The 21523-nt window shown below is 65.2% G+C and carries 25 protein-coding genes; 21 read left to right on the top strand and 4 right to left on the bottom strand.

Annotated elements, in window-relative coordinates:
* The 7 genes from flhF to CBW50_RS26020 all read left to right on the top strand — a co-directional run.
* The coding region (gene flhF / locus CBW50_RS26050; RefSeq protein ID WP_086148200.1) for a flagellar biosynthesis protein FlhF at nt 1-1078 on the top strand (1078 nt) is incomplete at its 5' end.
* Nucleotides 1071-1934, top strand: a complete 864-nt coding sequence (locus CBW50_RS26045) for an antiactivator of flagellar biosynthesis FleN protein (protein ID WP_086148203.1) — start codon at nt 1071-1073, stop codon at nt 1932-1934. The genes flhF and CBW50_RS26045, both read left to right, overlap by 8 nt.
* 45 nt (nt 1935-1979) lie before the next feature.
* Nucleotides 1980-2711 carry an RNA polymerase sigma factor FliA gene (locus CBW50_RS26040; RefSeq protein WP_071322371.1) on the top strand — a complete coding sequence of 244 codons (732 nt, stop codon included), beginning with the start codon at nt 1980-1982 and terminating at the stop codon, nt 2709-2711.
* Nucleotides 2693-3439, top strand: a complete 747-nt coding sequence (locus tag CBW50_RS26035; RefSeq protein WP_086148199.1) for a flagellar motor protein — start codon at nt 2693-2695, stop codon at nt 3437-3439. Before CBW50_RS26040 ends, CBW50_RS26035 begins: the two co-directional genes overlap by 19 nt.
* Before the next feature lie 5 nt (nt 3440-3444).
* The gene (gene motD / locus CBW50_RS26030; RefSeq protein ID WP_086148202.1) at nt 3445-4227 is read left to right on the top strand and encodes a flagellar motor protein MotD; all 783 of its coding nucleotides are present in this window, start codon (nt 3445-3447) and stop codon (nt 4225-4227) included.
* Between the two features lie 65 nt (nt 4228-4292).
* Nucleotides 4293-4655 carry a translation initiation factor Sui1 gene (locus CBW50_RS26025; RefSeq protein WP_086148198.1) on the top strand — a complete coding sequence of 121 codons (363 nt, stop codon included), beginning with the start codon at nt 4293-4295 and terminating at the stop codon, nt 4653-4655.
* Nucleotides 4656-4728: 73 nt separating this feature from the next.
* Nucleotides 4729-5583 (top strand): hypothetical protein, encoded by an 855-nt coding sequence (locus CBW50_RS26020; RefSeq protein ID WP_139842646.1) that lies wholly within the window; start codon nt 4729-4731, stop codon nt 5581-5583.
* 56 nt (nt 5584-5639) lie between these two features.
* Here CBW50_RS26020 and CBW50_RS26015 read toward each other — a convergent pair whose 3' ends face one another.
* The 3 genes from CBW50_RS26015 to flgA all read right to left on the bottom strand — a co-directional run bounded on the left by CBW50_RS26015 (nt 5640) and on the right by flgA (nt 7231).
* Nucleotides 5640-6107 (bottom strand): flagella synthesis protein FlgN, encoded by a 468-nt coding sequence (locus CBW50_RS26015; RefSeq protein ID WP_086148196.1) that lies wholly within the window; start codon nt 6105-6107, stop codon nt 5640-5642.
* An 8-nt stretch (nt 6108-6115) separates the two neighbouring features.
* Entirely contained in the window at nt 6116-6424 is a 309-nt protein-coding gene (flgM, locus tag CBW50_RS26010) for a flagellar biosynthesis anti-sigma factor FlgM (protein WP_086148195.1), read from the bottom strand.
* Between the two features lie 111 nt (nt 6425-6535).
* A complete protein-coding gene (flgA, locus tag CBW50_RS26005; protein WP_086148194.1) occupies nt 6536-7231 on the bottom strand; it encodes a flagellar basal body P-ring formation chaperone FlgA in 696 nt (231 codons plus the stop codon).
* Nucleotides 7232-7422: 191 nt separating this feature from the next.
* On the opposite strand from flgA, the gene flgB reads away from it, so the two are divergent.
* The 13 genes from flgB to CBW50_RS25940 all read left to right on the top strand — a co-directional run bounded on the left by flgB (nt 7423) and on the right by CBW50_RS25940 (nt 20257).
* Entirely contained in the window at nt 7423-7875 is a 453-nt protein-coding gene (gene flgB / locus CBW50_RS26000; protein WP_086148193.1) for a flagellar basal body rod protein FlgB, read from the top strand.
* A gap of 2 nt (nt 7876-7877) precedes the next feature.
* A complete protein-coding gene (gene flgC / locus CBW50_RS25995; RefSeq protein ID WP_071322379.1) occupies nt 7878-8279 on the top strand; it encodes a flagellar basal body rod protein FlgC in 402 nt (133 codons plus the stop codon).
* Nucleotides 8280-8294: 15 nt separating this feature from the next.
* Nucleotides 8295-8993, top strand: a complete 699-nt coding sequence (locus CBW50_RS25990) for a flagellar hook assembly protein FlgD (protein ID WP_086148192.1) — start codon at nt 8295-8297, stop codon at nt 8991-8993.
* A gap of 48 nt (nt 8994-9041) precedes the next feature.
* Nucleotides 9042-10589: a flagellar hook protein FlgE gene (locus tag CBW50_RS25985; RefSeq protein ID WP_086140899.1), complete on the top strand. Its 1548-nt coding sequence runs from the start codon at nt 9042-9044 to the stop codon at nt 10587-10589.
* A 57-nt stretch (nt 10590-10646) separates the two neighbouring features.
* Nucleotides 10647-11390 (top strand): flagellar basal body rod protein FlgF, encoded by a 744-nt coding sequence (locus CBW50_RS25980; protein ID WP_086148191.1) that lies wholly within the window; start codon nt 10647-10649, stop codon nt 11388-11390.
* A 62-nt stretch (nt 11391-11452) separates the two neighbouring features.
* Nucleotides 11453-12235 carry a flagellar basal-body rod protein FlgG gene (gene flgG / locus CBW50_RS25975; protein ID WP_076568129.1) on the top strand — a complete coding sequence of 261 codons (783 nt, stop codon included), beginning with the start codon at nt 11453-11455 and terminating at the stop codon, nt 12233-12235.
* Between the two features lie 50 nt (nt 12236-12285).
* Nucleotides 12286-12936: a flagellar basal body L-ring protein FlgH gene (locus CBW50_RS25970; protein ID WP_086148190.1), complete on the top strand. Its 651-nt coding sequence runs from the start codon at nt 12286-12288 to the stop codon at nt 12934-12936.
* Nucleotides 12937-12938: 2 nt separating this feature from the next.
* Entirely contained in the window at nt 12939-14054 is a 1116-nt protein-coding gene (locus CBW50_RS25965; RefSeq protein ID WP_086148189.1) for a flagellar basal body P-ring protein FlgI, read from the top strand.
* Nucleotides 14055-14064: 10 nt separating this feature from the next.
* Entirely contained in the window at nt 14065-14988 is a 924-nt protein-coding gene (gene flgJ, locus CBW50_RS25960) for a flagellar assembly peptidoglycan hydrolase FlgJ (RefSeq protein WP_086148188.1), read from the top strand.
* A gap of 88 nt (nt 14989-15076) precedes the next feature.
* Nucleotides 15077-17044 (top strand): flagellar hook-associated protein FlgK, encoded by a 1968-nt coding sequence (gene flgK, locus CBW50_RS25955; RefSeq protein WP_086148187.1) that lies wholly within the window; start codon nt 15077-15079, stop codon nt 17042-17044.
* A 50-nt stretch (nt 17045-17094) separates the two neighbouring features.
* Nucleotides 17095-18336: a flagellar hook-associated protein FlgL gene (gene flgL / locus CBW50_RS25950; protein WP_172404893.1), complete on the top strand. Its 1242-nt coding sequence runs from the start codon at nt 17095-17097 to the stop codon at nt 18334-18336.
* Nucleotides 18337-18505: 169 nt separating this feature from the next.
* Nucleotides 18506-18949, top strand: coding sequence for a MarR family winged helix-turn-helix transcriptional regulator (locus CBW50_RS25945; protein WP_086148186.1), 444 nt, complete (start codon nt 18506-18508; stop codon nt 18947-18949).
* Between the two features lie 48 nt (nt 18950-18997).
* The gene (locus CBW50_RS25940; protein WP_086148185.1) at nt 18998-20257 is read left to right on the top strand and encodes an MFS transporter; all 1260 of its coding nucleotides are present in this window, start codon (nt 18998-19000) and stop codon (nt 20255-20257) included.
* A 9-nt stretch (nt 20258-20266) separates the two neighbouring features.
* Here the strand turns inward: CBW50_RS25940 and CBW50_RS25935 are convergent, their stop codons facing one another.
* Nucleotides 20267-21163: a LysR family transcriptional regulator ArgP gene (locus CBW50_RS25935; protein WP_086148184.1), complete on the bottom strand. Its 897-nt coding sequence runs from the start codon at nt 21161-21163 to the stop codon at nt 20267-20269.
* Between the two features lie 73 nt (nt 21164-21236).
* Here CBW50_RS25935 and CBW50_RS25930 point away from each other — a divergent pair.
* On the top strand, nt 21237-21523 hold a 287-nt coding region (locus CBW50_RS25930; protein WP_172404892.1), incomplete at its 3' end, for a LysE/ArgO family amino acid transporter.

The following is a 21523-nucleotide window of genomic DNA, read 5'->3' as shown; positions in this document are numbered from 1 at the left end:
GGCCGCGCCCCGTCCTGCCGCGCCGCGCCAGGCCGCCGGCGAGCCAGTGGACATGGCCCGCATGCAGCAGATGATGGCCAGCGCGCTGGCCCACGTCAAGGAAAACGCGGCCGCCGAGATGAGCGGCATGATGAATGAAATCCGCGCCATGCGCGGCATGATGGAAACCCAGCTGGCGGAAATCTCCTGGGGCTCGACGCAGCAGCGCGAGCCGGAAAAGGCCGTCGTGCTGCGCGAAATGCTGGCCGCCGGCTTTTCGGCCAGCCTGGCGCGCTACCTGATCGACAAGCTGCCGGCCGGCCTGGACGGCGCACAAAGCATGCGCTGGATCAAGACCGTTCTCAGCCGCAACCTGAATTCCGTCGCCAATGAAGACGCCATGCTGGAGCAGGGCGGCGTGTTCGCGCTGGTGGGCCCGACCGGCGTCGGCAAGACCACCAGCACGGCCAAGCTGGCGGCCCGCTGCGTGATGCGCCACGGTCCGGAAAAGCTGGCCCTGATCACCACGGACGCCTACCGTATCGGCGCGCATGAACAGCTGCGCATCTACGGCAAGATCCTCGGCGTGATGGTGCACTCGGTGAAGGACGAAGCGGACTTGCGCATCGCCCTGAAGGAACTCAAGAACAAGCACACGGTGCTGATCGATACGGTGGGCGTGAGCCAGCGCGACCAGATGGTGACGGAGCAGGTGGCCATGCTGTCGGGCGCGGGCGCGGACGTGAAACGTTTGCTGTGCCTCAATTCCACGGCGACGCAGGAAACCCTGAACGAAGTGGTGCGCGCCTACCAGGGCAGCGGCCTGGCCGGCTGCATCATGACCAAGCTCGATGAAGCGGCGTCGATCGGCAATGTGCTCGACGTGGTGATCCGCCAGAAACTCAACCTGTTCTACGTGTCGAACGGCCAGCGCGTGCCGGAAGACCTGCACCTGGCCGACCGCGGCTACCTGATCGACCGCGCCTTCAAGCTCAAGCGCGATACGGCGGCGACGCAGTTTTCCGACGCCGAACTGCCGCTGCTGATGGCGCAGGCGGCCGCCCGCAACAATGAAGCGCGCGGGGTGCGCCTTGGCTAACTTTGATTTCGATCAGGCCGAAGGCCTGCGCCGCATGCTGGCCGGACCGCAGCCGCGCGTGATGACTTTTCTCTCGGCCACGCCGCAGGACGACAAGGGCGCCATGCTGGTCAACCTGGGCGCCTCGCTGGCCTATGGCGGCAATGAAGTGCTGCTGGTCGACGCCAGCGGCAGCGGCGACGGCGTCGCCTCGCGCCTGGGCCTGGCGCATGGCGCCAGCCTGCTCGACGTGGCGCGCCAGCAGTGCGGCCTGAACCAGGTGATCCACCAGGTGCCGCAGGGCTTCGGCGTGGCGCACATGGGGGCGCGCAACCATCTGATGGACAGCGCCGACTATGCGGGCGAGGACGAGACGCGCCGCCTGGGCAAGACCTTCGAGGTGATGGCGCGTCAGAGCGGCATCGTGCTGGTCGACGGCGTCGTGGCCGAGCAGGGCGACTGCTTCCCCGTGCCGCTGATGGCCTCGTCCGATATCGTGGTGCAGGTGTCCAACAGCGCCACCTCGATCAAGGCGGCGTACTGCCTGATCAAGCGCCTGAACCAGGAACTGGGCCGGCGTCCCTTCGGCATTCTTGTTACCGGCGCTTCCGAATCCGAGGCAAAAGTGGTATACGATAATATGGCGCAGGCGGCAAGCCGCTACCTGGCCGTGAAACTGACGTCGATGGGTTCGGTGCCGGCCGATGAATACCTGCACCGCGCCGCGCGCCTGGGCCGCAGCGTGGTCGATGCGTTTCCGCTGGCCGGCGCGTCGGTGGCGTTCCGCGGACTGGCCGAGCGGCTGGTGCGTTCGGCGGCGCCCGTATTGGGAAGCACCTTGTACCAGACGGGGAGCGCACACCATTTCAGCGCCTGAATCCAACCGTAGCACCAGATAAGACGATAAAACAATAAGCAGCCTATGTACACGGTCAAAGGGAAATCGAACAAGGACTATTTGCTGACGGAGCACATTCCGCTGGTAAAGCGTCTGGCGCACCATATGAAGGCGAAGTTGCCGCCTTCGGTCGAGGTCGATGACCTGATCCAGGCCGGCATGATCGGCCTGCTCGACGCCATCAGCCGCTACGAGGAAACCCATGGCGCGCAGTTCGAGACGTATGCCGTGCTGCGCATCCGCGGCGCCATGCTCGACGAATTGCGCACCAGCGACTGGCTGCCGCGCAGCATGCGCCAGAACATGCGCAAGATCGAAGAGGCGATGAGCATCCTGCAGCAGCGCCTCGGCCACCCGCCGACGGAGTCGGAAGTGGCGAAACTGCTGAAAATGTCGCTGGCCGACTACCAGGAAATGCTGGGCGACGGCGGCGGCCACCAGCTGGTGTACTACGAAGATTTTCATGACCCGGACGGCAATGACAGCTTCCTCGACCGCCACTGCGTGGACGAGGACAGCGACCCCTTGCGTTCCCTGCTCGATACCGATTTCCGGCAGTCCGTGATCGACGCCATCGACGCGCTGCCGCCACGCGAGAAAATACTCATGGGCCTGTACTACGAAGAAGAGCTGAACCTGAAGGAGATCGGCGCGGTGATGGGGGTATCCGAATCGCGCGTCTCGCAGCTGCATACCCAGGCCGTCGCGCGCCTGCGCGCAACCTTGAGGGAGCAGGCGTGGACTGGTCCAGCGTAATCGGGCTGGCGCTGGCGCTGGCGGGCCTGCTGGTCGGCCAGGCACTGGAAGGCGGCAAGATGGCCTCCCTGCTGCAGCCGGCCGCCTTCGCCATCGTCATCATCGGCACCTTCGGCGCCGTGCTGCTGCAGACACGGCTGCGCACTTTCGTGCGCGGCCTGGAAATGCTGCGCTGGGTATTTTTGCCGCCCGCCGACACGCGCGCCGCGCTGGCGCGCGACATCGGGCAATGGAGCCTGACGGCGCGCCGCGACGGCCCGCTGGCGCTCGAGCGCCTGATGGAGAACACGGCCGACCGCTTCAACGCCAAGGGCTTGCGCATGATCGTCGACGGCATCGCGCCGGACAAGCTGCGCCAGCTGCTCGACGTGGAAATCTCCGCCTACGAGATGGCTGAGCGCCAGGCCGTCAAGGTGTGGGAATCGGCGGCCGGCTATTCGCCCACCATCGGCATCCTGGGCGCCGTGCTCGGTTTGATACACGTCATGGAAAACCTCACCGACCCCAGCAAACTGGGCAGCGGCATCGCCGTGGCCTTCGTCTCGACGATTTACGGCGTCGGCCTGGCCAATCTGCTGTTCCTGCCGGTGGCCAATAAACTCAAGGCCATCGTCTCGCGCCGGGTGGTGCAGTATGAAATCACGGCCGCCGTGCTGTACGACATCGCCACGGGCGACCACACGCGCATCATCGAAGAGCGCGTCGCCAGCCTGCTGCACGAGCACTGATCATGATGCGGCGCGCGCGCAGGAAGTATGACGAGGAACCGGACAACCAGGACCGCTGGCTGATCTCGTACGCCGACTTCATCACCCTGCTGTTCGCCTTTTTCGTCGTCATGTATGCGATTTCGCAAGTCAACGAGGGTAAATACCGCGTCTTCCAGAACGCCATCGGCCAGGCCTTCAGCCTGGAAAAGGGCGCGCCGCCCATCATCATGGAGGCGCCGCAAGCCATTGCGCTGCCGAACCCCGCCCTCAAGCGGCGCACGGAAGCCATCCGCCGCGAGCGCGAACACATGACGCGCCTGGCGCAGGACCTCACATCCACGCTGGCGCCGCTGGTCAAGGAGGGCAAGGTGCGCGTGACGCAGACGAGCCGCGGCGTGAGCGTGGAAATCAATGCCAGCGTGCTGTTCGACCCGGGCGCGGCCGGCCTGACGCCGGAATCGGACCAGGCCCTGCGCGCCGTCGCCGTGCTGCTCAAGGACGACACGCACGACGTGCAGGTGGAAGGGCATACGGACGTCCAGCCGATCAGCAATTCGAATTTCGCCTCGAACTGGGAGTTGTCGGCCGCGCGCGCCAGCGCCGTGGTGCGCCTGTTCATCGCCAGCGGCGTACAGGCCACGCGCCTGACGGCCGTCGGCCACGCCGACAACATCCCCGTGGCGCCCAACGCCACGCCGGAAGGGCGCGCGCGCAACCGCCGGGTCGCCGTGACGATCCTGTCCGGCATTCCCGAGACGGTGACGGAAGTGCCGACGCCGCCGCCGGCCGCCGCGCCGGCCAACTGACGCCCGTCAGCTGCGGGCCGCCGCTTGGTACAATCGCGGCCTTTCCATTCTCTTCTTTCTCCATCATGAAAAGCAGTTCCCAGGGCGGCTTAGTGTATTCCACCGAAACGGGCCGCATGTGCCCCGCCTGCCGCCAGCCGCTGGCGCAGTGCGCGTGCAAGGCGCAGGCCAAGGCGGCGCCCGCGGGCGACGGCGTGGTGCGCGTGTCGCGCCAGACCAAGGGCCGCGGCGGCAAGAGCGTCACCGTGGTCAAGGGCCTGGCGCTGGACGCCATCGCCCTGGCCCTGCTGGGCAAGCAGCTGCGCACGCAGTGCGGCTCGGGCGGCACCGTCAAGGATGGCGTGATCGAGGTGCAGGGCGACCATGTGGACGCCATCGTGGCCGCGCTGGCCAGGCTGGGCCACCCGGCGAAAAAGGCCGGCGGCTGAGCGTGCGAAGGCGTGCGGGCCGCCGCCGCGCGCCTGTGGTAACGTGCGCTTCCCAACCACGCGCATCCTCACCATGAACGTCAAATTGACCAGCATCGCCATCGCCGCTGCCATCGCGGCAGTGCTGGCGCTCGCGTACTGGCCCGCGCCTGAAGGCGGCGCGCCGGAATCTGCCACCGCGGCCGCCGGCGCGCCGGCGGGACGCAGCCTGGAATCGTACCTGCATATCGACGCCAGCCCGGCCGCCGATGCCGCGCCTGTTCCCGTGACCCTGGCGCAGCAGCTTGCGCGCCTGGGCGCCAGCGGCAGGGCGGAAGACGCGTATGCGGCTTACAAGCTGCTCGATGATTGTATTTCTTTTGAGAAAGAAGGTCGGCTGCCGGGACTGGAATTCGAGCTGGGACGCGAAATGACGGCCGAAGAAAAGGCCGCCCAGCGGCAGCTGTGCGCGGGCCTGACGCAGCGCCAGCGCGAGGACCGCCTCGGCTACCTGGCCACCGCCGCGCAGGCGGGCGTGCCGGGCGCGGCCACCCTGTTCCTGTCGGAAGGCCCGTTCGGCGACCGCAGCGCGCTGCGCAACCGTCCCGACGACCCGCTGGTGCAGGCATGGAAGCGGCAGGCCATCGCCCAGCTGACGGCGCAGGCGGACGAAGCGGAACTCACCAGCGTGGCTACCCTGATGATGGCCTACCTGCGCGATGGCGAGGTGGTGCAGAAGGACGCGGCGCAAGCCTACGGCTACCTGCTGGCCCTGCGCATGGTGTACGACGACATCCTCGCGCCCGGCGTCACCAATCCGTATCAGGATGAATACTGGCACTGGCTGCAGGCTGAGCTGACGCCCGGGCAGCTGGCGGCCGCCACGGCGAAGGGGCAGGCGATCGCGGCGAAGTTCCGCCAGCATGCGGGGCGTGCCGCGCACGGCTGAGCGGCGCAGGGCGCCACTCGACGGCAGGGGATGTTGCTGTTAGGTAAAGAAGAAAATCAGCCGATGACGACGCGCCGGCTGGCCGTGTTCGTCGTCGGTTGGCCGCTGGGGCCGTAGAAATTGCCGCTCTGGGCAGTGGGGCGCATGGCGTTCAGGGCGCCCTGCGTGTGCAGCATGTGCTTGTTGACCAGCAGGCTGTTGAGCCGGTTCTGTTCCTTGGCCTCGCGCGTGGTGTCGAGCAGGGCTTTCCACAGGGGCGCCGCCTCGGCTTCATCGGCGCCGACCAGCCAGTCTTCCATGCCCGCTTCGGCGGCCGTGTAGCCCGCCGCCGCCAGCGCCTGGTGGCGTTGCGCCGCCAGCTTGTTCAATTGTCCCACCAGTGCCGTCTTGCGCGCCGTGAGCTCCGTGATCGCATCGATGTCAGCGGCAACCAGATGCCGCTGTTCTTCTTTCATCAATGCCAGCAATGTGGTCATGAGCTGTTGCTCGTCGCGCAGGCTGGAAAACGGAGTCACTGATTGCATGAGGAAACCTATCTATTTCGTGAGTGCAGCAAGTCCTTGACCGTGTCGAGGAGCCCGTCCGCCACTTTTTCAGAGTTGACCTGGAACTGGCCGTCGGCGATCGCCAGTTTGATGCGTTCGACTTTTTTCGTGTCGAACACGGCGCCGCTGCCGGCAGTTGCACTGGCCGCTAATGCCTGTCCTTGCGGCGACAGGCGTACATTGTCCGACGTCGTCGGCGTTGCTTGCGCTTTCTCGGCATTGCGGGCGCTCGAGGTATTCGCGGGCGCTACCGGCAGGCCGGGATTGCTTTTAATGGTGTTGTCGGTAATTTTCACAGCGTGATCCTCGTCTGGTCGAAGTCAAAAAACTCCGGGATATGACTTCTTATCGGCATCATATCCAGGAACTTTAGTGCGCCAGACCACAATATCGCTGTCCATCCGTGTTCAGAATGCTACTTCGACCATGCCTCCAGGGCGCGCCACGCCGCTGATCTGCTGGCCGCTCTGCGTGCGTACCTGCACCGTCTGCCCGTCGCCGGCGCTGCCGATGGCGCGTCCTTCTGATGCCACTTGGAAACCATTGCCGCTGGAAACGACCCTGACCAGCTGGCCCTGCATGACCACCGGCTTGCGGCGCAGGGTGTCGAGGCGCATCGGCGTGCCCGGTGGCAAGGAAATATTCGTGCTGGCGCCCACCACCTGGGCCATGTCGGTGGCGATGCCTGCTGGCAATGCCGCCAGGTCGCCCTGCATGGTCACCAGCTGGCTGGCGTCGATGGCTTGTCCCTGCGCCAGCGGCACGGCGCTGGCCACGTAGTCGCCGACGACGGCGACATTCGCCTGCAGATAGATGGTCCAGCTGGCCGGGGCCGTGCAGCGCACGCCCACGGTGGTCTTGCCCCAGGCGCGGGCGCCGGGCGCCATGAACGCCTGCGGCGCGGGGCAGGCGGCCAGGTTCAGGCGCGGATCGACGGCGCCGACGGTGATCGTCACCTTGCCGGGCAAGCCGTTGCTTTGTACTTGCAGAAATTGTTCCACGCTGTTGCGCAAGGCTTCCGGCGTCTGCCGGCCAGCGTTTTGCGCCTGCGCCAGAGGCGTCAGGGCGGCAAGGGCGAGGAGGAAAGCAAGCGGTGTCTTCATGGTGATAGGCCTCTGGAATACTGCCATGATAGTGCGCGCCGCCCCGTTTGAAGCGCCGATTAAGGGGGAAAAGTATGGTCTGATCCGGCGATGGCCTTGCCGGCGCCGGCCGTACTATGTTTCCTGTCATCACTATACCGCCATCCTTCCGCCATCTCGGGCGCCAGTGGCAGATCTTTCCGGAGCCTGACATGATAGGGAAACTCGACGATTACATGCGCTTCAACGAGACGGCGCTGAGCCTGCGCTCGACGCGCCAGGAATTGCTCGCCTCGAACATCGCCAATGCGGACACGCCCAACTACAAGGCGCGCGATGTCGATTTCGCCGCCGCCCTGAAGGGGGCGATGGCGCGCAAGGACGGCGTGCCGCCCGCCCTGAAGGGCACGGCGCCGCAGCATATGCCGGGCAAGGGCGTCGCCGCCGCCGTGGGTGGCAGCACGGGTGGCAAGGTCGAGACCCTGGCCGACGGCACGCCGCTGCTGTACCGCGCGCCGGCCCAGGGCGCCGTCGATGGCAATACGGTGGACATGGACCTCGAACGCAACGCGTTTGCCGACAACGCCATCCGCTACGAGGCGGCCGTGACCTTCCTCAACTCGCAGATCAAGGGCATGCTGACGGCCATCCAGGGAGGACAATAATCATGTCGCTTTTTAATATCTTCAATGTGTCCGGTTCGGCCATGAGCGCGCAGGCGCAGCGCCTGAACACGGTGGCCAGCAACCTGGCCAATGCGGACAGCGCCACCAGCGCCAGCGGCGAAGCCTACCGCGCCAAGCAGGTGGTGTTTGAAGCCGTGCCCATGGCCAACGGCGCCACGGCCGTCAAGGTGCAGAAAGTGATCGAGGACCCGTCGCCGATGAAGCTGGTGTACGACCCGAAGAACCCGCTGGCCGACGAGAAGGGCTACGTCACCATGCCCAACGTGAATACGGTGGACGAAATGGTCAACATGCTGTCGGCCTCGCGCTCCTACCAGACCAACGTGGAAACCATGAACGCGGCCAAGTCGCTGCTCCTGAAAACCCTCACCATCGGCCAATAAGGCTGATTGACCATTATGGCAACCATCGATACGAGCAAAACCGTCACCACCGACCTGATGGCGACGATGAATCCGAAGAAGACGACGGCCGCGAAGGGCAGCGTCGAGGAGGAGACGAACAAATTCCTGACCCTGCTGGTGACCCAGCTGCAAAACCAGGACCCGATGAACCCGCTGGACAATGCACAGCTGACCAGCCAGCTGGCCCAGCTTTCCACGGTGACAGGCGTCAACAAGCTCAATACCACGCTGGAAACGCTCAAGACCAGCTACCAGCAGGCCGAATCCATGCAGGCGGCGAATATCATCGGCCACGGCGTGTTGACAGCCGGCAAGAGCATTAACCTGAGCAAGAGCGCGGCCCTGCTGGGCGTGGACCTGGCGACGCCGGCCGACAGCGTCAAGGTCGTCATCTACAACAGTACGGGCAAGGAAGTCCACTCGATCGACCTGGGCCCGCAGGGCGCGGGTACCTTGCCGCTGGGCTGGAACGGCTCCACCGCCGACCTCGACAAGGATGGCAAGAACATCGTGCTGCCTGACGGCGCCTACACCTTCTCGGTGGAAGCCAAGCGGGGCGGCGCCAAGCTCACGGATGCCACGGCGCTGATGTTCGGTTCGGTCGCCAGCGTGTCGACGGGAACCGGGGGCGTGAAGCTGAACGTGCCGGGCGTGGGCAGCATCACCATGGCCGATGTGAAACAGATTTTGTAAGCAATATTGTCAAACTGGATAGTCAATAATTCCTAACAGGAGAGCAGAATGTCTTTTCAACAAGGCCTGAGCGGCTTGAACGGCGCCGCCAAATCGCTGGACGTCATCGGTAACAATATCGCCAACTCGGCCACCGTGGGTTTCAAGCAGTCGCAGGCGCAGTTTGCCGACATCTACGCCAACTCGCTGTATGGCGTGGGCGGCAACCAGCCCGGTATCGGCGTGTCCGTGTCGCAAGTGGCACAGCTGTTCAACCAGGGTAACCTGGAAAGTTCGTCCAATCCGCTCGACATCGCCATCAACGGCGGCGGTTTCTTCCGCACCAGCGTGAACGGCGCCATCCAGTATTCGCGCAACGGCCAGTTCCAGGTCGACAAGAACGGTTTCATCGTCAATGCCCAGAAAGCCCAGCTGACCGGCTATCCGGCCGATGCGAACGGCAAGATCCTGGCCGGCGCCACCGTGCCGCTGCAGATCGACCCGTCCGACATGGCGCCGCAGGCGACCACCAAGGTCGATACCCAGGTCAACCTCGATTCCAATTCGGCCATGCCGACCGTGGTGCCGTTCACCGTGGGCGAGCAAAAGTCGTGGACCAAGCAGTTCCCCGTGCCCGTCTACGATTCGCTGGGCAACTCCCACACCATGTCCAATTTCTACGTCAAGACGGGCACCAATACCTGGGATGTCTACACGGCCACTGACGGCAAGGAAATCACCAGCGCGAAAGTAGTAGCCGCGGCGCAAACCGATGCCGCCTCGCTGGCAGCGCGCGCCGCCTATCAGGCCGCCGTCACGGCCGTGCCGCTGGTGCCCGCCAATATCACGGCCGCCGCCGTTGCCTATGGCAATGCGGCCGGTGTCGCCATACGCACCGCCGCCGCCGCGGCCGGCGCCAGCCCGGCCCAGCTGGCCGCCATCAGCGCCACCTATGGCAGCGCCGTGCCCGACGGCGTCAATTCCAGCCTCACGCCGGACCAGATCGACAGCAGGATCTCCGCGGTGACGGAAGTGCCCGCCGTGAAGTCGGCGTCGCTGGTGTTCAACAGCGTCGGCACCCTGGACAAGGCCGCCATGCTGGCCCTGACGCCGCCGCAAACCCTGCCGGTGACGGTCAACCTGCCCGTCTTCCCCGCCACGGGCGCGAACGCCAACCTGGCGATCAAGGTCGACTTTACCAATTCGACCCAGCTCAGTTCGTCCACCAGCGAAAAGCGCACCGTGGCCGATGGCTATGCGGCCGGCCAGCTGGACCGTTTCGTCGTGGGTTCCGATGGCGTGATCCAGGGCCAGTACAACAATGGCAAGACGCGCGACCTGGGCCAGGTGGTGCTGACCAAGTTTTCCAATCCGAACGGCCTTGAGCCGCTGGGCAACAATGCCTGGGCGGAAAGCTCGACCTCGGGCAGTCCGATGACGGGCGAGCCGAGCTCGGGCGGCCTGGGCGACTTGCGTGCCTCGGCCGTGGAAGTGTCGAACGTGGACCTGACGGCCGAACTGGTCAACATGATCACGGCGCAGCGCGCCTACCAGGCGAATGCGCAGACCATCAAGACGCAGGATTCGGTGTTACAAACCTTAGTCAACCTCCGCTAATAAGTTGACCGGGGGCGCATGCCCCCGATTTTATTGTTGGTTTGGGAGAAATAAAAAATGGACCGTCTCATCTACACCGCCGGCTCGGGCGCCAAGCACATCCTGGACAAGCAGGCGACTACGGCCAATAACCTGGCGAACGCCACCAGCACGGGTTTCCGTGCCCAGCTCGACTCGTTCCGCGCCGTGCCTGTAGTGGCCGACGGCATGATGCCGACGCGCGCCTTCGTCGTCGATTCGACGGTCGGTTCCGATTTTACGCAAGGCCCCATGCAGCACACGGGCCGGGCGCTGGACGTGGCCGTGGAGAACGCGGGCTGGATCGCCGTGCAGTCGGCCGACGGCTCCGAAGCCTACACGCGCAACGGCGCCCTGAAGCTCAATGAAAACGGCATGCTGCAGACGCAGGCCGGGCTGATGGTGCAGGGCGACACGGGACCCATGGCCATTCCGCCGGGCGTGACGGTGGCCATCGCCGGCGACGGCACGGTGGGCACGATTTCCACGGACGTGCCGCCGGGACCGTCCACGGTGCTCGGACGCATCAAGCTGGTCAATCCGCCCGAGCAGCAGCTGGTGCGCGGCGACGACGGCCTGTTCCGCCTGAAGGATGGCACCGTGGCGCAGGCCGACCCGGCCGTGAAGCTGACCACCGGGGCCCTGGAAGGCAGCAATGTCAGCCCCGTCGACTCCATGGTCAGCATGATCGCCCTGGCGCGCCAGTTCGAAACGCAAATGAGTTTGCTGAAGAATGCCGAGAATAACGCGGCGAAAGCCACCCAGATCCTCGCTTTGAATTGATGGGGACCACCGCATAATGGTCACATAGAAATAGTCTACAGCGCCGTTATTGGAGAAAAAACATGATTCGTTCCCTTTGGATAGCCAAGACCGGCCTGGAAGCGCAGCAGACGCAGATGGACGTGATCGCCAATAACCTGGCCAACGTCAGCACCACCGGCTTCAAGAAGTCGCGCGCCGTGTTTGAAGACTTGCTGTATCAAAATGTGCGCCAGCCGGGCGCGCAATCGTCCCAGCAGACCCAGCTGCCTTCCGGCTTGCAGATCGGCACGGGCGTACGCACCGTGGCCACCGAGCGCATCCATACCCAGGGCAATCCCCAGGCGTCCGGCAATTCGCGCGACGTGATGGTCAACGGCACGGGCTTTTTCCAGGTGCTGCTGCCGGACGGCGCCACCGCCTACACGCGCGACGGCTCCTTCCAGACGGACGCCAACGGCCAGCTCGTCACTTCCGAAGGTTTTGTCATCCAGCCCGCCATCACCGTGCCGACCAACGCGCTGAGCCTGACCGTCGCGCGCGACGGCACCGTCTCCGTCACCTTGCCCAATACCGTGGCGCCATCGCAAATCGGCTCGCTGCAGCTGACCACCTTCGTCAATCCGGCCGGCCTGGAATCGAAGGGCGAAAACCTGTACATGGAAACGGGCGCCTCCGGCGTGGCGCAGACCAACACTCCTGGCACCAACGGCGCCGGCGTGCTGATGCAGGGCTATATCGAGACGTCGAACGTCAACGTGGCCGAGGAAATGGTCAACATGATCCAGACGCAGCGCGCCTACGAGATCAACAGCAAGGCCATCACCACGTCCGACCAAATGCTGCAGAAATTGTCGCAACTTTAATTTTCATAGCTGTCATGCCATCCGCCGCCGGATGGCAGCGGAGGTTTGTCATGCAATACCCCATCATCGCCCTGTTGTCCGCAGTCCTGCTGTCCGGCTGCGCCATCACGCCCACCTCGATCGTGCAGTACCCGACCACCACGCGCGCGCCGATGCCCGAACCCGTGGTCGTCAGCAACGGCTCCATCTACCAGCCGTCGACCTACCGTCCCGCCTTCGAAGACCGCCGCGCGCGCCACGTGGGCGACACCATGACGATCGCCATCACCGAGCGCACGAACGCCGTCAAGGCGGGCGCCAGTTCCGGCAATAAATCGGGCAGCGTGGGCTTCAGCACGCCCGGCATCGCCCAGGGCCGTTTCGGCGGCACGGTCTCGGCGAACGGCGCGACCAAGTTTGCGGACGGCGACAACCAGTCCGCCAGCAACACGTTTTCCGGCACGATCGGCGTGACGGTGATTGAGGTATTGCCAAATGGCAATTTAATCGTTGCTGGTGAGAAACAGATCGCCATGAACAAGGGCACGGAATTCATCCGCTTCTCGGGCATGGTCAATCCCGACACCATCGGCATCGGCAACGTCGTGCCGTCGACCCAGGTGGCCGACGCGCGCGTGGAATACCGCACCAACAGCCAGATCGACCGCGCCGAAATGGCCTCGATGGCGTCGCGCTTCTTCCTCAGCCTGTTGCCGTTCTGATCATGGCGACCGTGACTTTTCCCCGTTTCCTGGCCATTCTCGGCCTGGCGTGCGCCTTGCTGGCGCCCGCGGCGCAGGCCGAACGCCTCAAGGACCTGGCCAGCATCGCCGGCGTGCGCCAGAATCAGCTGATGGGCTATGGCCTGGTCGTCGGCCTCGACGGCAGCGGCGACCAGACCACGCAAACGCCGTTCACCATCCAGAGCGTGGCGGCGATGCTGCAGCAGCAGGGCATTAACTTGCCGCAAGGCACCAGTTTGCAACTGAAGAACGTGGCCGCCGTGATGGTGACGACGTCGCTGCCGCCGTTTGCCCAGCCGGGCCAGCTGCTTGACGTGACGGTGTCGTCGATGGGCAATGCGAAAAGCTTGCGCGGCGGCACTTTATTGATGACGCCGCTGAAGGGCGCCGACGGCCAGGTGTACGGCATGGCGCAGGGCAACGTGCTGGTGGGCGGCGTGGGCGCGCAGGCGGCCGGCAGCTCCGTCGTCGTCAATCACCTGAGCGTGGGCCGCATCTCGGGCGGCGCCACCGTCGAGCGCACGGTGCCTTCTGTGCTGGGCGCCAACAACACGATACGCCTGGAACTGAACGCCACCGATTTCGCCACCGCCAGCCGCGTCGTCGACGCCATCAACAGCCGCTACGGCGCCGGCACGGCCGCCGCGCTCGACGGGCGCGTGATCCAGGTGCAGTCGCCGGGCGGCAGCGACCAGCGCGTGTCCTTCCTGGGCCAGCTGGAAAGCATCGAAGTCAACCCGGCCCGCCTGGCGGCCAAGGTCATCATGAACGCGCGCACCGGCTCCGTCGTGATGAACCAGTCCGTGACCCTGGAAACGTGCGCCATTTCGCACGGCAACCTGTCCGTCACCATCAATGTCGAGCCGCAGGTGAGCCAGCCGGCGCCCCTGTCGGGCGGACGCACGGTGGTCACGCAGACGGCGCAGATCGATATCAAGAAGGAACCGGGCAAGGTCATGCTGGTCAAGGGCGGCGCTTCGCTGTCGGACGTGGTGAAAGCCCTCAACGCCATCGGCGCCTCGCCGCAAGACTTGCTGGCCATCCTGCAGGCGATGAAAGCGGCCGGTTCGCTGCGCGCCGAACTCGAAATCATTTGATGGACACGCCATGATCAGTCAAACCGACCTGAGCAATACCGCCGCCTACGACGTCAAGGGCATGGATGGCTTGCGCCAGTCCGCCAAGGCGAAGGACCCCGCCGCGCTGAAAGAGGCGGCCACGCAATTTGAAGCCATGTTCATCAATATGATGATGAAAAGCATGCGTGAAGCCTCGCCGCAGGACGGCATCATGGATAGCCAGCAGAGCAAGATGTACACCTCGATGCTGGACCAGCAGACGAGCCAGAACCTGGCCAAGCGGGGCACGGGCCTGGCGGACGTGCTGATCCGTCAATTGTCGTCCTCGAACCAGGCGCTGGCCGCCGATGGCGCCGAGGCGCCGTCGCCCCGCTCGTCGAGCATGGCGCAGGCGCTGGCCGCGTTCCGCCAGCAGCAGGGCGCGCTGACCGAGGGCGCAGGCAGCGCCGCCGCCGGCAAGACCCTGAGCGACAAGGCCAACGCCACGCAGGCGCCGCACGTGCGCGCCTTCCAGGAAAAGCTGGGCGTGCATGCGGAAGAGGCCAGCCGCGCCACGGGCATCCCGGCCAAGTTCATGCTGGGCCAGGCGGCGCTGGAAACGGGCTGGGGCAAGCGCGAAATCATCGGCCGCGACGGCAGCAGCAGCCACAATCTGTTCGGCATCAAGGCCTCTGGCGACTGGAAGGGCAAGGTGACGGAGGCCGTCACCACCGAATACGTGAATGGCAAGGCGCAGCGCAAGGTGGAGAAATTCCGCGCCTACGACAGCTATGCGGACAGTTTCAAGGACTATGCGCAGTTGATTACCAACAACAAACGCTATGAAAAAGTGCTGGCCAGCGCGGGCGACGCCAGTACCTTTGCCCAGGGCTTGCAAAAGGCCGGTTATGCGACAGACCCGAATTACGCTGCCAAATTGACAAAAATCATAAAAAATTCGCTGGTCGGCTAAGCCTCCTCCATCCCCTTGTGCCGGCCGGGCGCTTCAAGTTTTCGCCGCGGCTGCCGTAAATACATTTGACGGTAACCAATAAGACACCATGACTTCGAATCTACTCAGCATCGGTAAGAGCGGTTTGCTTGCAGCGCAGGTGGGCCTGTCGACGACCGGGCATAACATCACCAATGCCAACGTGGCCGGCTACAACCGCCAGGTGGTGCTGCAGCAGACTTCGCAGTCCAACTATGCGGGCTATGGCTTCATCGGCACGGGCACGGAAGTGTCGCAGATCAAGCGCCAGTACGACAGCTTCATGGCCACCCAGGTCAATGCCGCGCAAAGCGCCACCAGCGCCCTCGACACCTATTACACGCAGATCAGCCAGATCGACAACCTGCTGGCCGATCCCACGGCGGGCCTGTCGCCCGCCATGCAGGATTTCTTCAAGGGCGTGCAGGATTTCAGCGCCAATCCCTCGTCGGTGGCCTCGCGCCAGGCGCTGCTGTCGAGCGCCGGCTCGCTCGCTTCGCGTTTCCAGGGGCTGAGCGCGCGCCTGACGGAGATCGGCGACGGCGTCAATTCGCAGATCACGTCGAATGTGACGGTCATCAATACCTACGCCAAGCAGCTCGCCGAGCTGAACAAGTCGATTTCCCAGTTGTCGGTCGACGCCAGCAACCAGCCCAACGATCTGCTGGACCAGCGCGACCAGCTGATCACGGAATTGAACAAATATGTCAAGGCGACGGTGCAGCCGGCCGCCAACAATACCGTCACCATTTCCATCGGCGCCGGCCAGCCCCTGGTGGTGGCGGACCGCAGCTTCGAGCTGGCGGCCACGCCTTCGCGGACGGACCCGAACCGCATCGAGGTGGGCTATGTCACGGGCAGTACCGTCACCGCGCTGCCCGACAGCTCCCTGAGCGGCGGCTCGCTGGGCGGCTTGCTGGAATTTCGCAGCGGCACCCTGGACAATGTGCAGAATTCGCTGGGCAAGGTGGCCATCGCGCTGGCGACCACCTTCAACGACCAGCACAAGCTGGGCCAGGACTTGAATGGCGCCATGGGCGGCGACTTCTTCAAGGTGCCCGATCCCGTGATCGGCGCCGACCGCGGCAACAACGCCAGCAGCACCACCGTGCTGTCGGCCAAGGTCAGCGACCCGACCAAGCTGACGGCCAGCGATTACAGCCTGAAGTACGACGGCAGCAATTATGTGGTGACGCGCGAGTCCGACGGCACGCACACCATCATCAATCCGTATCCGCAAACGGGGCCGCAAACCATCGACGGCGTCGATTTCTCGATCTCGGGCACGGCCGCTCAGGGCGACAACTACGTCATCAGGCCGACGGCGAATGGCGCGGCCGGCATGGCCGTGCTGATTACCGACCGCAACAAGATCGCCGCCGCGGCGCCGATCGCCACGTCGGCGCCGGTGGCCAATACGGGCTCGGGCAAGCTCAGCGCCGGCTCCGTCGACAAGGCTTACTTGACGCCGGGCAATGCCCTGACGGGTCCCCTGACCTTGACATATGACAAGGCGACCACCTCGCTGACGGGTTTCCCGGCGGGCCAGGCGGTGACGGTCAAGGGCTTGAACGGCGCCACCACGACCTATCCGGCCGGCACGGCGAACATTCCCTACAAAGAGGGCGACAGCTTCAGCTTTGGCGGCATCAATGTCAGCATGACAGGCACGCCGGCGCAGGGCGATACCTTTACCATCAGTCCGAATACGGGCGGCGTGGGCGACAACCGCAACGCGGCGCTGCTGGCCGGCTTGCAGACGAAGAACATCCTCGATGGCGGCAATGCCACGTTCCAGGGTTCGTATGCGCAAACCGTCAGCTTCGTGGGCAACAAGACGCGCGAAGTACAGGTCAGCGGCCTGGCCAGCCTGGCCTTGCTGCAGCAGGTCAGCACCCAGCAGCAGGCCGTCTCCGGCGTCAACCTCGACGAAGAGGCGGCCAACCTGCTGCGCTATCAGCAGTCCTACCAGGCGTGCGGCAAGGTCATGCAGATCGCCAGCACCCTGTTCGACGTGGTGATCGGCCTGGGACGTTAATCAATTTTTTGCCGCAGCGCAGCGCGGCGGTTTTCTGGAAGGGCAGCATCATGCGCATCAGCACACGAATGATTTACGACCAGGGCAGTTCGCAGCTGAACAATCTGCAGGGCGCCTTGAACCGCACGCAGATGCAGCTGTCGTCGAACCGCCGCAACCTGACGCCGGCCGACGATCCGATCGCCTCCGCGCGCGCGCTGGAAGTGACGCAATCGCAATCGATCAACACCCAGTTCGTGACGAACCGCTCGAACGCGAAGAATTTCCTGTCGCAGGAAGAGCTGGCGCTGGCCAGCACCACCTCGCTGATCGCCGACGTGAAGGACCTGGTTCTCAAGGCCGGCAATCCGGCCCTCAAGGATGTCGACCGCGATACCCTGGCCAAGGAGCTGGAAGGCCGGCTGACCGACCTGCTGGGCATCGCCAACACGGCCGACGGCGCGGGCGGCTACCTGTTTTCCGGCTATAAGGCCACGACCCAGCCGTTCAGCCAGACGCCGACGGGCGCCAGCTACGTGGGCGACCAGGGCCAGCGCGAGCTGCAGGTGGGGTCGGCGCGCTACCTGGCCACCAGCGATTCCGGCGCCACCGTGTTTGAAAACAACCTGACGGGCAATGGCAAGTTCACCACGGCGGCGGCCACCGCCAATTTCACGCGCGGCGGCTCGGGCATCATTTCGGGCGGCACCGTGACGGACCCGTCGGCATTGACGGGGCACAAGTATTCGATCGATTTCAAGGTCACGGGCACGGGCACCGACGCCGTCACCACCTATATCGTCACGGACGCCACCCTGGGCCAGACGGTGCCCAATCCCGCCGTGCCCGTCCCCTACAAGGCGGGCGACGCCATCACTTTCGACGGCCAGCAGGTAAACATCACGGGCAAGCCGGCCGACCAGGACAGCTTTACGCTGGAACCGAGCGCCAAGGAATCGCTGTTTACCACCGTGAAAAACCTGATCGGCGTGCTGCGCCAGCCGGGCAGCGGCGACGCGGGCCAGGCGCGCCTGACGAACGGCCTGAACGCCGCGCACAATATTCTCGACACGGCCTACGACAATGTGCTGTCCGTGCGCGCGGAAGTGGGCGCCCGCATGAAGGAGCTCGATTATCTCGACAGCGCCGGCGACGACCTCGACATCCAGTACGCCACCACCCTGTCGGACCTGCAGGACCTGGACATGGTGAAAGCCATTTCCACCTTCAGCCAGCAGCAAGTGACCCTGCAGGCGGCGCAAAAATCGTTCACCTCGATCTCGGGCCTGTCGCTGTTCAATTACATCAACTGACGCACCGGCATCGCGGGATGGGCCGGCAAGCCGGGGCAGGGAGTGCATCTCCCGCCCCGGCTTTTTTTGCGCCCGGCATCTGGCTATCCTGGCAAGATATACAGGCAAACTGTGCAGTCTACCTGTCTATCTGTTATAGTAGGGGCTGTTGATCCACCACACGGCGACCATGACCACCCCGCAAGAAGACCACGAACACGTATTGCAGCTGGCCGGCGAATTGCGCATTCTCATCGGCAGGCTGCGCCGCCGCCTGCGCGAGGAAGCGCACCTGGGCGACGTCAGCATGTCTCAGGCCTCCGTGCTGAGCCGCCTCGAGCGCGACGGTCCGGCCACCGCCAGCAGCCTGGCGCGCGCCGAAGGCATGCGGCCCCAGTCCATGGCCGCCACCGTGCAAGCCTTGACGGACGCGCAGATGGTGACGGGCGCGCCCGACCCGCTCGATGGCCGGCAGACGATATTGAGCCTGACGGACAGCTGCCGCGCCTGGATCGCGGCCAGCCGCGCCGCGCGCGAAGACTGGCTGGCGCGCACCATTGAAACCCGCTACACGCCGGCCGAAGTCGGCGAGCTGGACAAGGCTGTGGCGCTATTGCAACGCCTGGCGCAGTGATGCGCCGACCAACCCATTGACTACCCGGCAAGGAGCCCGCACGCCCAGATGAACAACACATTCCGTTCGCTACGCAATCCCAATTACCGTATCTGGGCCGGCGGCGCCCTCGTGTCGAATGTCGGCACGTGGATGCAGCGCACGGCGCAGGATTGGCTGGTGCTGAGCGAATTGACGCAGCACAAGGCCAGCGCCGTCGGCATCGTCATGGCCTTGCAATTCGGCCCGCAACTGCTGTTGCTGCCGCTGACGGGCATGGCGGCCGACCTGCTCGACCGCCGGAAACTGCTGCTGTGCACGCAGGCGGCCATGGGCTTGCTGGCGCTGGGCCTGGGCTTGCTGTGCATCAGCGGATGGGTAGCGCTGTGGCATGTGTATGTGTTTGCCTTCCTGCTGGGCTGCGTGACGGCCTTCGATGCGCCCGTGCGCCAGACTTTCGTCTCCGAGATTGTCGAGGAGGAAGATCTGACGAACGCCGTGGCGCTCAACTCCACCTCCTTCAATGCGGCGCGCATGCTGGGCCCGGCTGTTGCGGGACTCCTGATCAGCAGCGTCGGCAGCGGCTGGGTCTTCATCATCAACGCCGTCTCGTTTGCCGCCGTGATCGGTTCGCTGTTGCTGCTGCGCGTGGAACTGCTGCGCCGCGCGCCGCGCGTCAAGGCCACGCGCGCCAGCCTGGGCGAGGGTTACCGCTACGTGCGCCAGCGGCCCGACCTGATGGCCATCCTGCTGATGCTGTTCCTGATCGGCACCTTCGGCCTGAACTTCCCGATTTTCCTGTCGACCATGTCGGTGACGGCCTTCCATGCGGGCGCCGGCCAGTATGGCGTGCTCAGCTCCATCATGGCCTGCGGCTCCGTGGCCGGCGCCCTGCTGGCGGCGGGGCGGGGCCGGCCCACGCTGGCCCTGCTGCTGGGCGCGGCCGCGCTGTTCGGCTTCGGCTGCGCGCTGGCCGCCGTGATGCCCAATTACTGGCTGTTCGGCGTCACGCTGGTACTCATCGGCATCGCCGCGCAAACGTTTACCACCAGCGTCAACAGCAGCGTGCAATTGTCGACGGCGCCCGCCATGCGGGGCCGAGTCATGGCCATCGTGCTGGCCATTTCGGCCGGCGGCACGCCGCTGGGCGCGCCCATCGTGGGCTGGGTGGCCGATACCTTCGGCCCGCGCTGGGCACTGGGCATAGGCGCCCTGTCGGGCCTGGCGGCGGCCCTCGTCGGCGTGCGCTACCTGGTGAAACATCAGCAGCTGCGTTTGAATGTCGAGCTGCGGCGCTGGCGCGTGGCGCTCGGCAGCGACCAGCCCTGACGCGTCCCGTCAGGGCGGCAGCAGGCCCGTTCGGGCGGCGGCCAGGATGGCTGCGCTCAAGCCGTCGAGCAGGCCGGAGGCGGCGCGCGCCGTATGCCAGTGCAAGGGCACGTCCAGGGGCGTAGCGGGCAGCAGTTCGACCAGGCTGCCATTGTCAAGATGCGGCTGGATCAGCGCCTGCGGATGCAGGCCCCAGCCCATGCCCGCCAGGGCGGCCGTGACGAAGGCATGCGGCGAGGGCAGGGCATGGCGCGGCAGTTCCACATGCCGGTGGCACAGGCGCCGCACCCAGCGCGCCTGCAATTCATCCTTGGCATTGAACACCAGGCTGGGCGCCAGCGCCAGGCTGGCGGCACCGACTCCGTGGGCAAAATGCCGCTGCAGGAAGGCGGGGCTGGCCGCCGCCAGGTAGCGCATGGCGCCCAGCGGGCGGCTGTTGCAGCCCGACGCGGGCCGGGCCGTGGCGCTGACGGCGGCCAGCACGGCGCCGCTGCGCAGCCAGTCGGCCGTGTGGTCCTGGTCATCGACGGCCACTTCCATCAGCACCGGATGTTCCGCGGCGAAGGCGGCGATGGCGGGCGCCAGCCAGGTGGCCAGGCTGTCGGCATTCACGGCGACGGGCAAGGTGGCGCGCGCCATGCCCTGCGCCGCCAGCGCTGGCAAGGTCGCCTGCAAATCCTGTTCGAGCAGTTGCACCTGGTCCACATGCCGGCACAGTCGCCGGCCCGTCTGCGTGGCGCGGCAGGGCTGGTCGCGTATCACCAGCGCGCAGCCGACGCGCTCTTCCAGCAGGCGGATGCGCTGCGACACGGCCGATGGCGTGACGTGCAAGGCGCGCGCGGCGCGCTCGAAGCTGCCTTCCCGGATCACGGCGGCCAGCGCGCTGAGCGATGAATAGTCGAGCATGGATGAAGTTTTCCTTAACTGGCAACAGAAAAGGTAGTTTGACTTCATTTCATGGGGCTGGCAAGATCGCCGCATGACACTCTCCGCCACCACCCCACACGCCTTTTCTGTCTTTCTCCAGGGTATGACCCTGGGCCTGGGACTCATCGTTGCCATCGGCTCGCAGAATGCTTTTGTCTTGCGGCAAGGATTGCGGCGCGAACATGTGGGCAAGATCGTGCTGTTTTGCGCGCTGGCGGACGCCGTGCTGATTGCCGCCGGCGTGCTGGGCATGGCCAGCGCGCTGGGGCAGCGCCCCGTCCTGGCCGCCGTGCTGGCGCTGGGCGGCGCCGCTTTCCTGGCCGTCTACGGTTGGCAAGC

Source organism: Janthinobacterium sp. GW458P (assembly GCF_002127585.1).
Taxonomy (GTDB): domain Bacteria; phylum Pseudomonadota; class Gammaproteobacteria; order Burkholderiales; family Burkholderiaceae_D; genus Janthinobacterium.
Note: the sequence above shows the minus strand (reverse complement) of the source record. Positions and strands in the feature narration are given on the sequence as shown.

Excerpts from the sequence above, each read along its gene's own strand:
- flgC (WP_071322379.1), top strand. The coding sequence starts at position 7,878 with ATGTCGCTTTTTAATATCTTCAATGTGTCCGGTTCGGCCATGAGCGCG.
- CBW50_RS26020 (WP_139842646.1), top strand. The coding sequence starts at position 4,729 with ATGAACGTCAAATTGACCAGCATCGCCATCGCCGCTGCCATCGCGGCA.
- CBW50_RS25945 (WP_086148186.1), top strand. The coding sequence starts at position 18,506 with ATGACCACCCCGCAAGAAGACCACGAACACGTATTGCAGCTGGCCGGC.
- flgK (WP_086148187.1), top strand. The coding sequence starts at position 15,077 with ATGACTTCGAATCTACTCAGCATCGGTAAGAGCGGTTTGCTTGCAGCG.
- flgA (WP_086148194.1), bottom strand. The coding sequence starts at position 7,231 with ATGAAGACACCGCTTGCTTTCCTCCTCGCCCTTGCCGCCCTGACGCCT.
- CBW50_RS26015 (WP_086148196.1), bottom strand. The coding sequence starts at position 6,107 with ATGCAATCAGTGACTCCGTTTTCCAGCCTGCGCGACGAGCAACAGCTC.
- CBW50_RS26040 (WP_071322371.1), top strand. The coding sequence starts at position 1,980 with ATGTACACGGTCAAAGGGAAATCGAACAAGGACTATTTGCTGACGGAG.
- CBW50_RS25935 (WP_086148184.1), bottom strand. The coding sequence starts at position 21,163 with ATGCTCGACTATTCATCGCTCAGCGCGCTGGCCGCCGTGATCCGGGAA.
- CBW50_RS25970 (WP_086148190.1), top strand. The coding sequence starts at position 12,286 with ATGCAATACCCCATCATCGCCCTGTTGTCCGCAGTCCTGCTGTCCGGC.
- CBW50_RS25940 (WP_086148185.1), top strand. The coding sequence starts at position 18,998 with ATGAACAACACATTCCGTTCGCTACGCAATCCCAATTACCGTATCTGG.
- CBW50_RS25990 (WP_086148192.1), top strand. The coding sequence starts at position 8,295 with ATGGCAACCATCGATACGAGCAAAACCGTCACCACCGACCTGATGGCG.
- motD (WP_086148202.1), top strand. The coding sequence starts at position 3,445 with ATGCGGCGCGCGCGCAGGAAGTATGACGAGGAACCGGACAACCAGGAC.
- flgJ (WP_086148188.1), top strand. The coding sequence starts at position 14,065 with ATGATCAGTCAAACCGACCTGAGCAATACCGCCGCCTACGACGTCAAG.
- CBW50_RS25965 (WP_086148189.1), top strand. The coding sequence starts at position 12,939 with ATGGCGACCGTGACTTTTCCCCGTTTCCTGGCCATTCTCGGCCTGGCG.
- CBW50_RS26025 (WP_086148198.1), top strand. The coding sequence starts at position 4,293 with ATGAAAAGCAGTTCCCAGGGCGGCTTAGTGTATTCCACCGAAACGGGC.
- flgL (WP_172404893.1), top strand. The coding sequence starts at position 17,095 with ATGCGCATCAGCACACGAATGATTTACGACCAGGGCAGTTCGCAGCTG.
- flgG (WP_076568129.1), top strand. The coding sequence starts at position 11,453 with ATGATTCGTTCCCTTTGGATAGCCAAGACCGGCCTGGAAGCGCAGCAG.
- CBW50_RS25985 (WP_086140899.1), top strand. The coding sequence starts at position 9,042 with ATGTCTTTTCAACAAGGCCTGAGCGGCTTGAACGGCGCCGCCAAATCG.
- flgB (WP_086148193.1), top strand. The coding sequence starts at position 7,423 with ATGATAGGGAAACTCGACGATTACATGCGCTTCAACGAGACGGCGCTG.
- CBW50_RS25980 (WP_086148191.1), top strand. The coding sequence starts at position 10,647 with ATGGACCGTCTCATCTACACCGCCGGCTCGGGCGCCAAGCACATCCTG.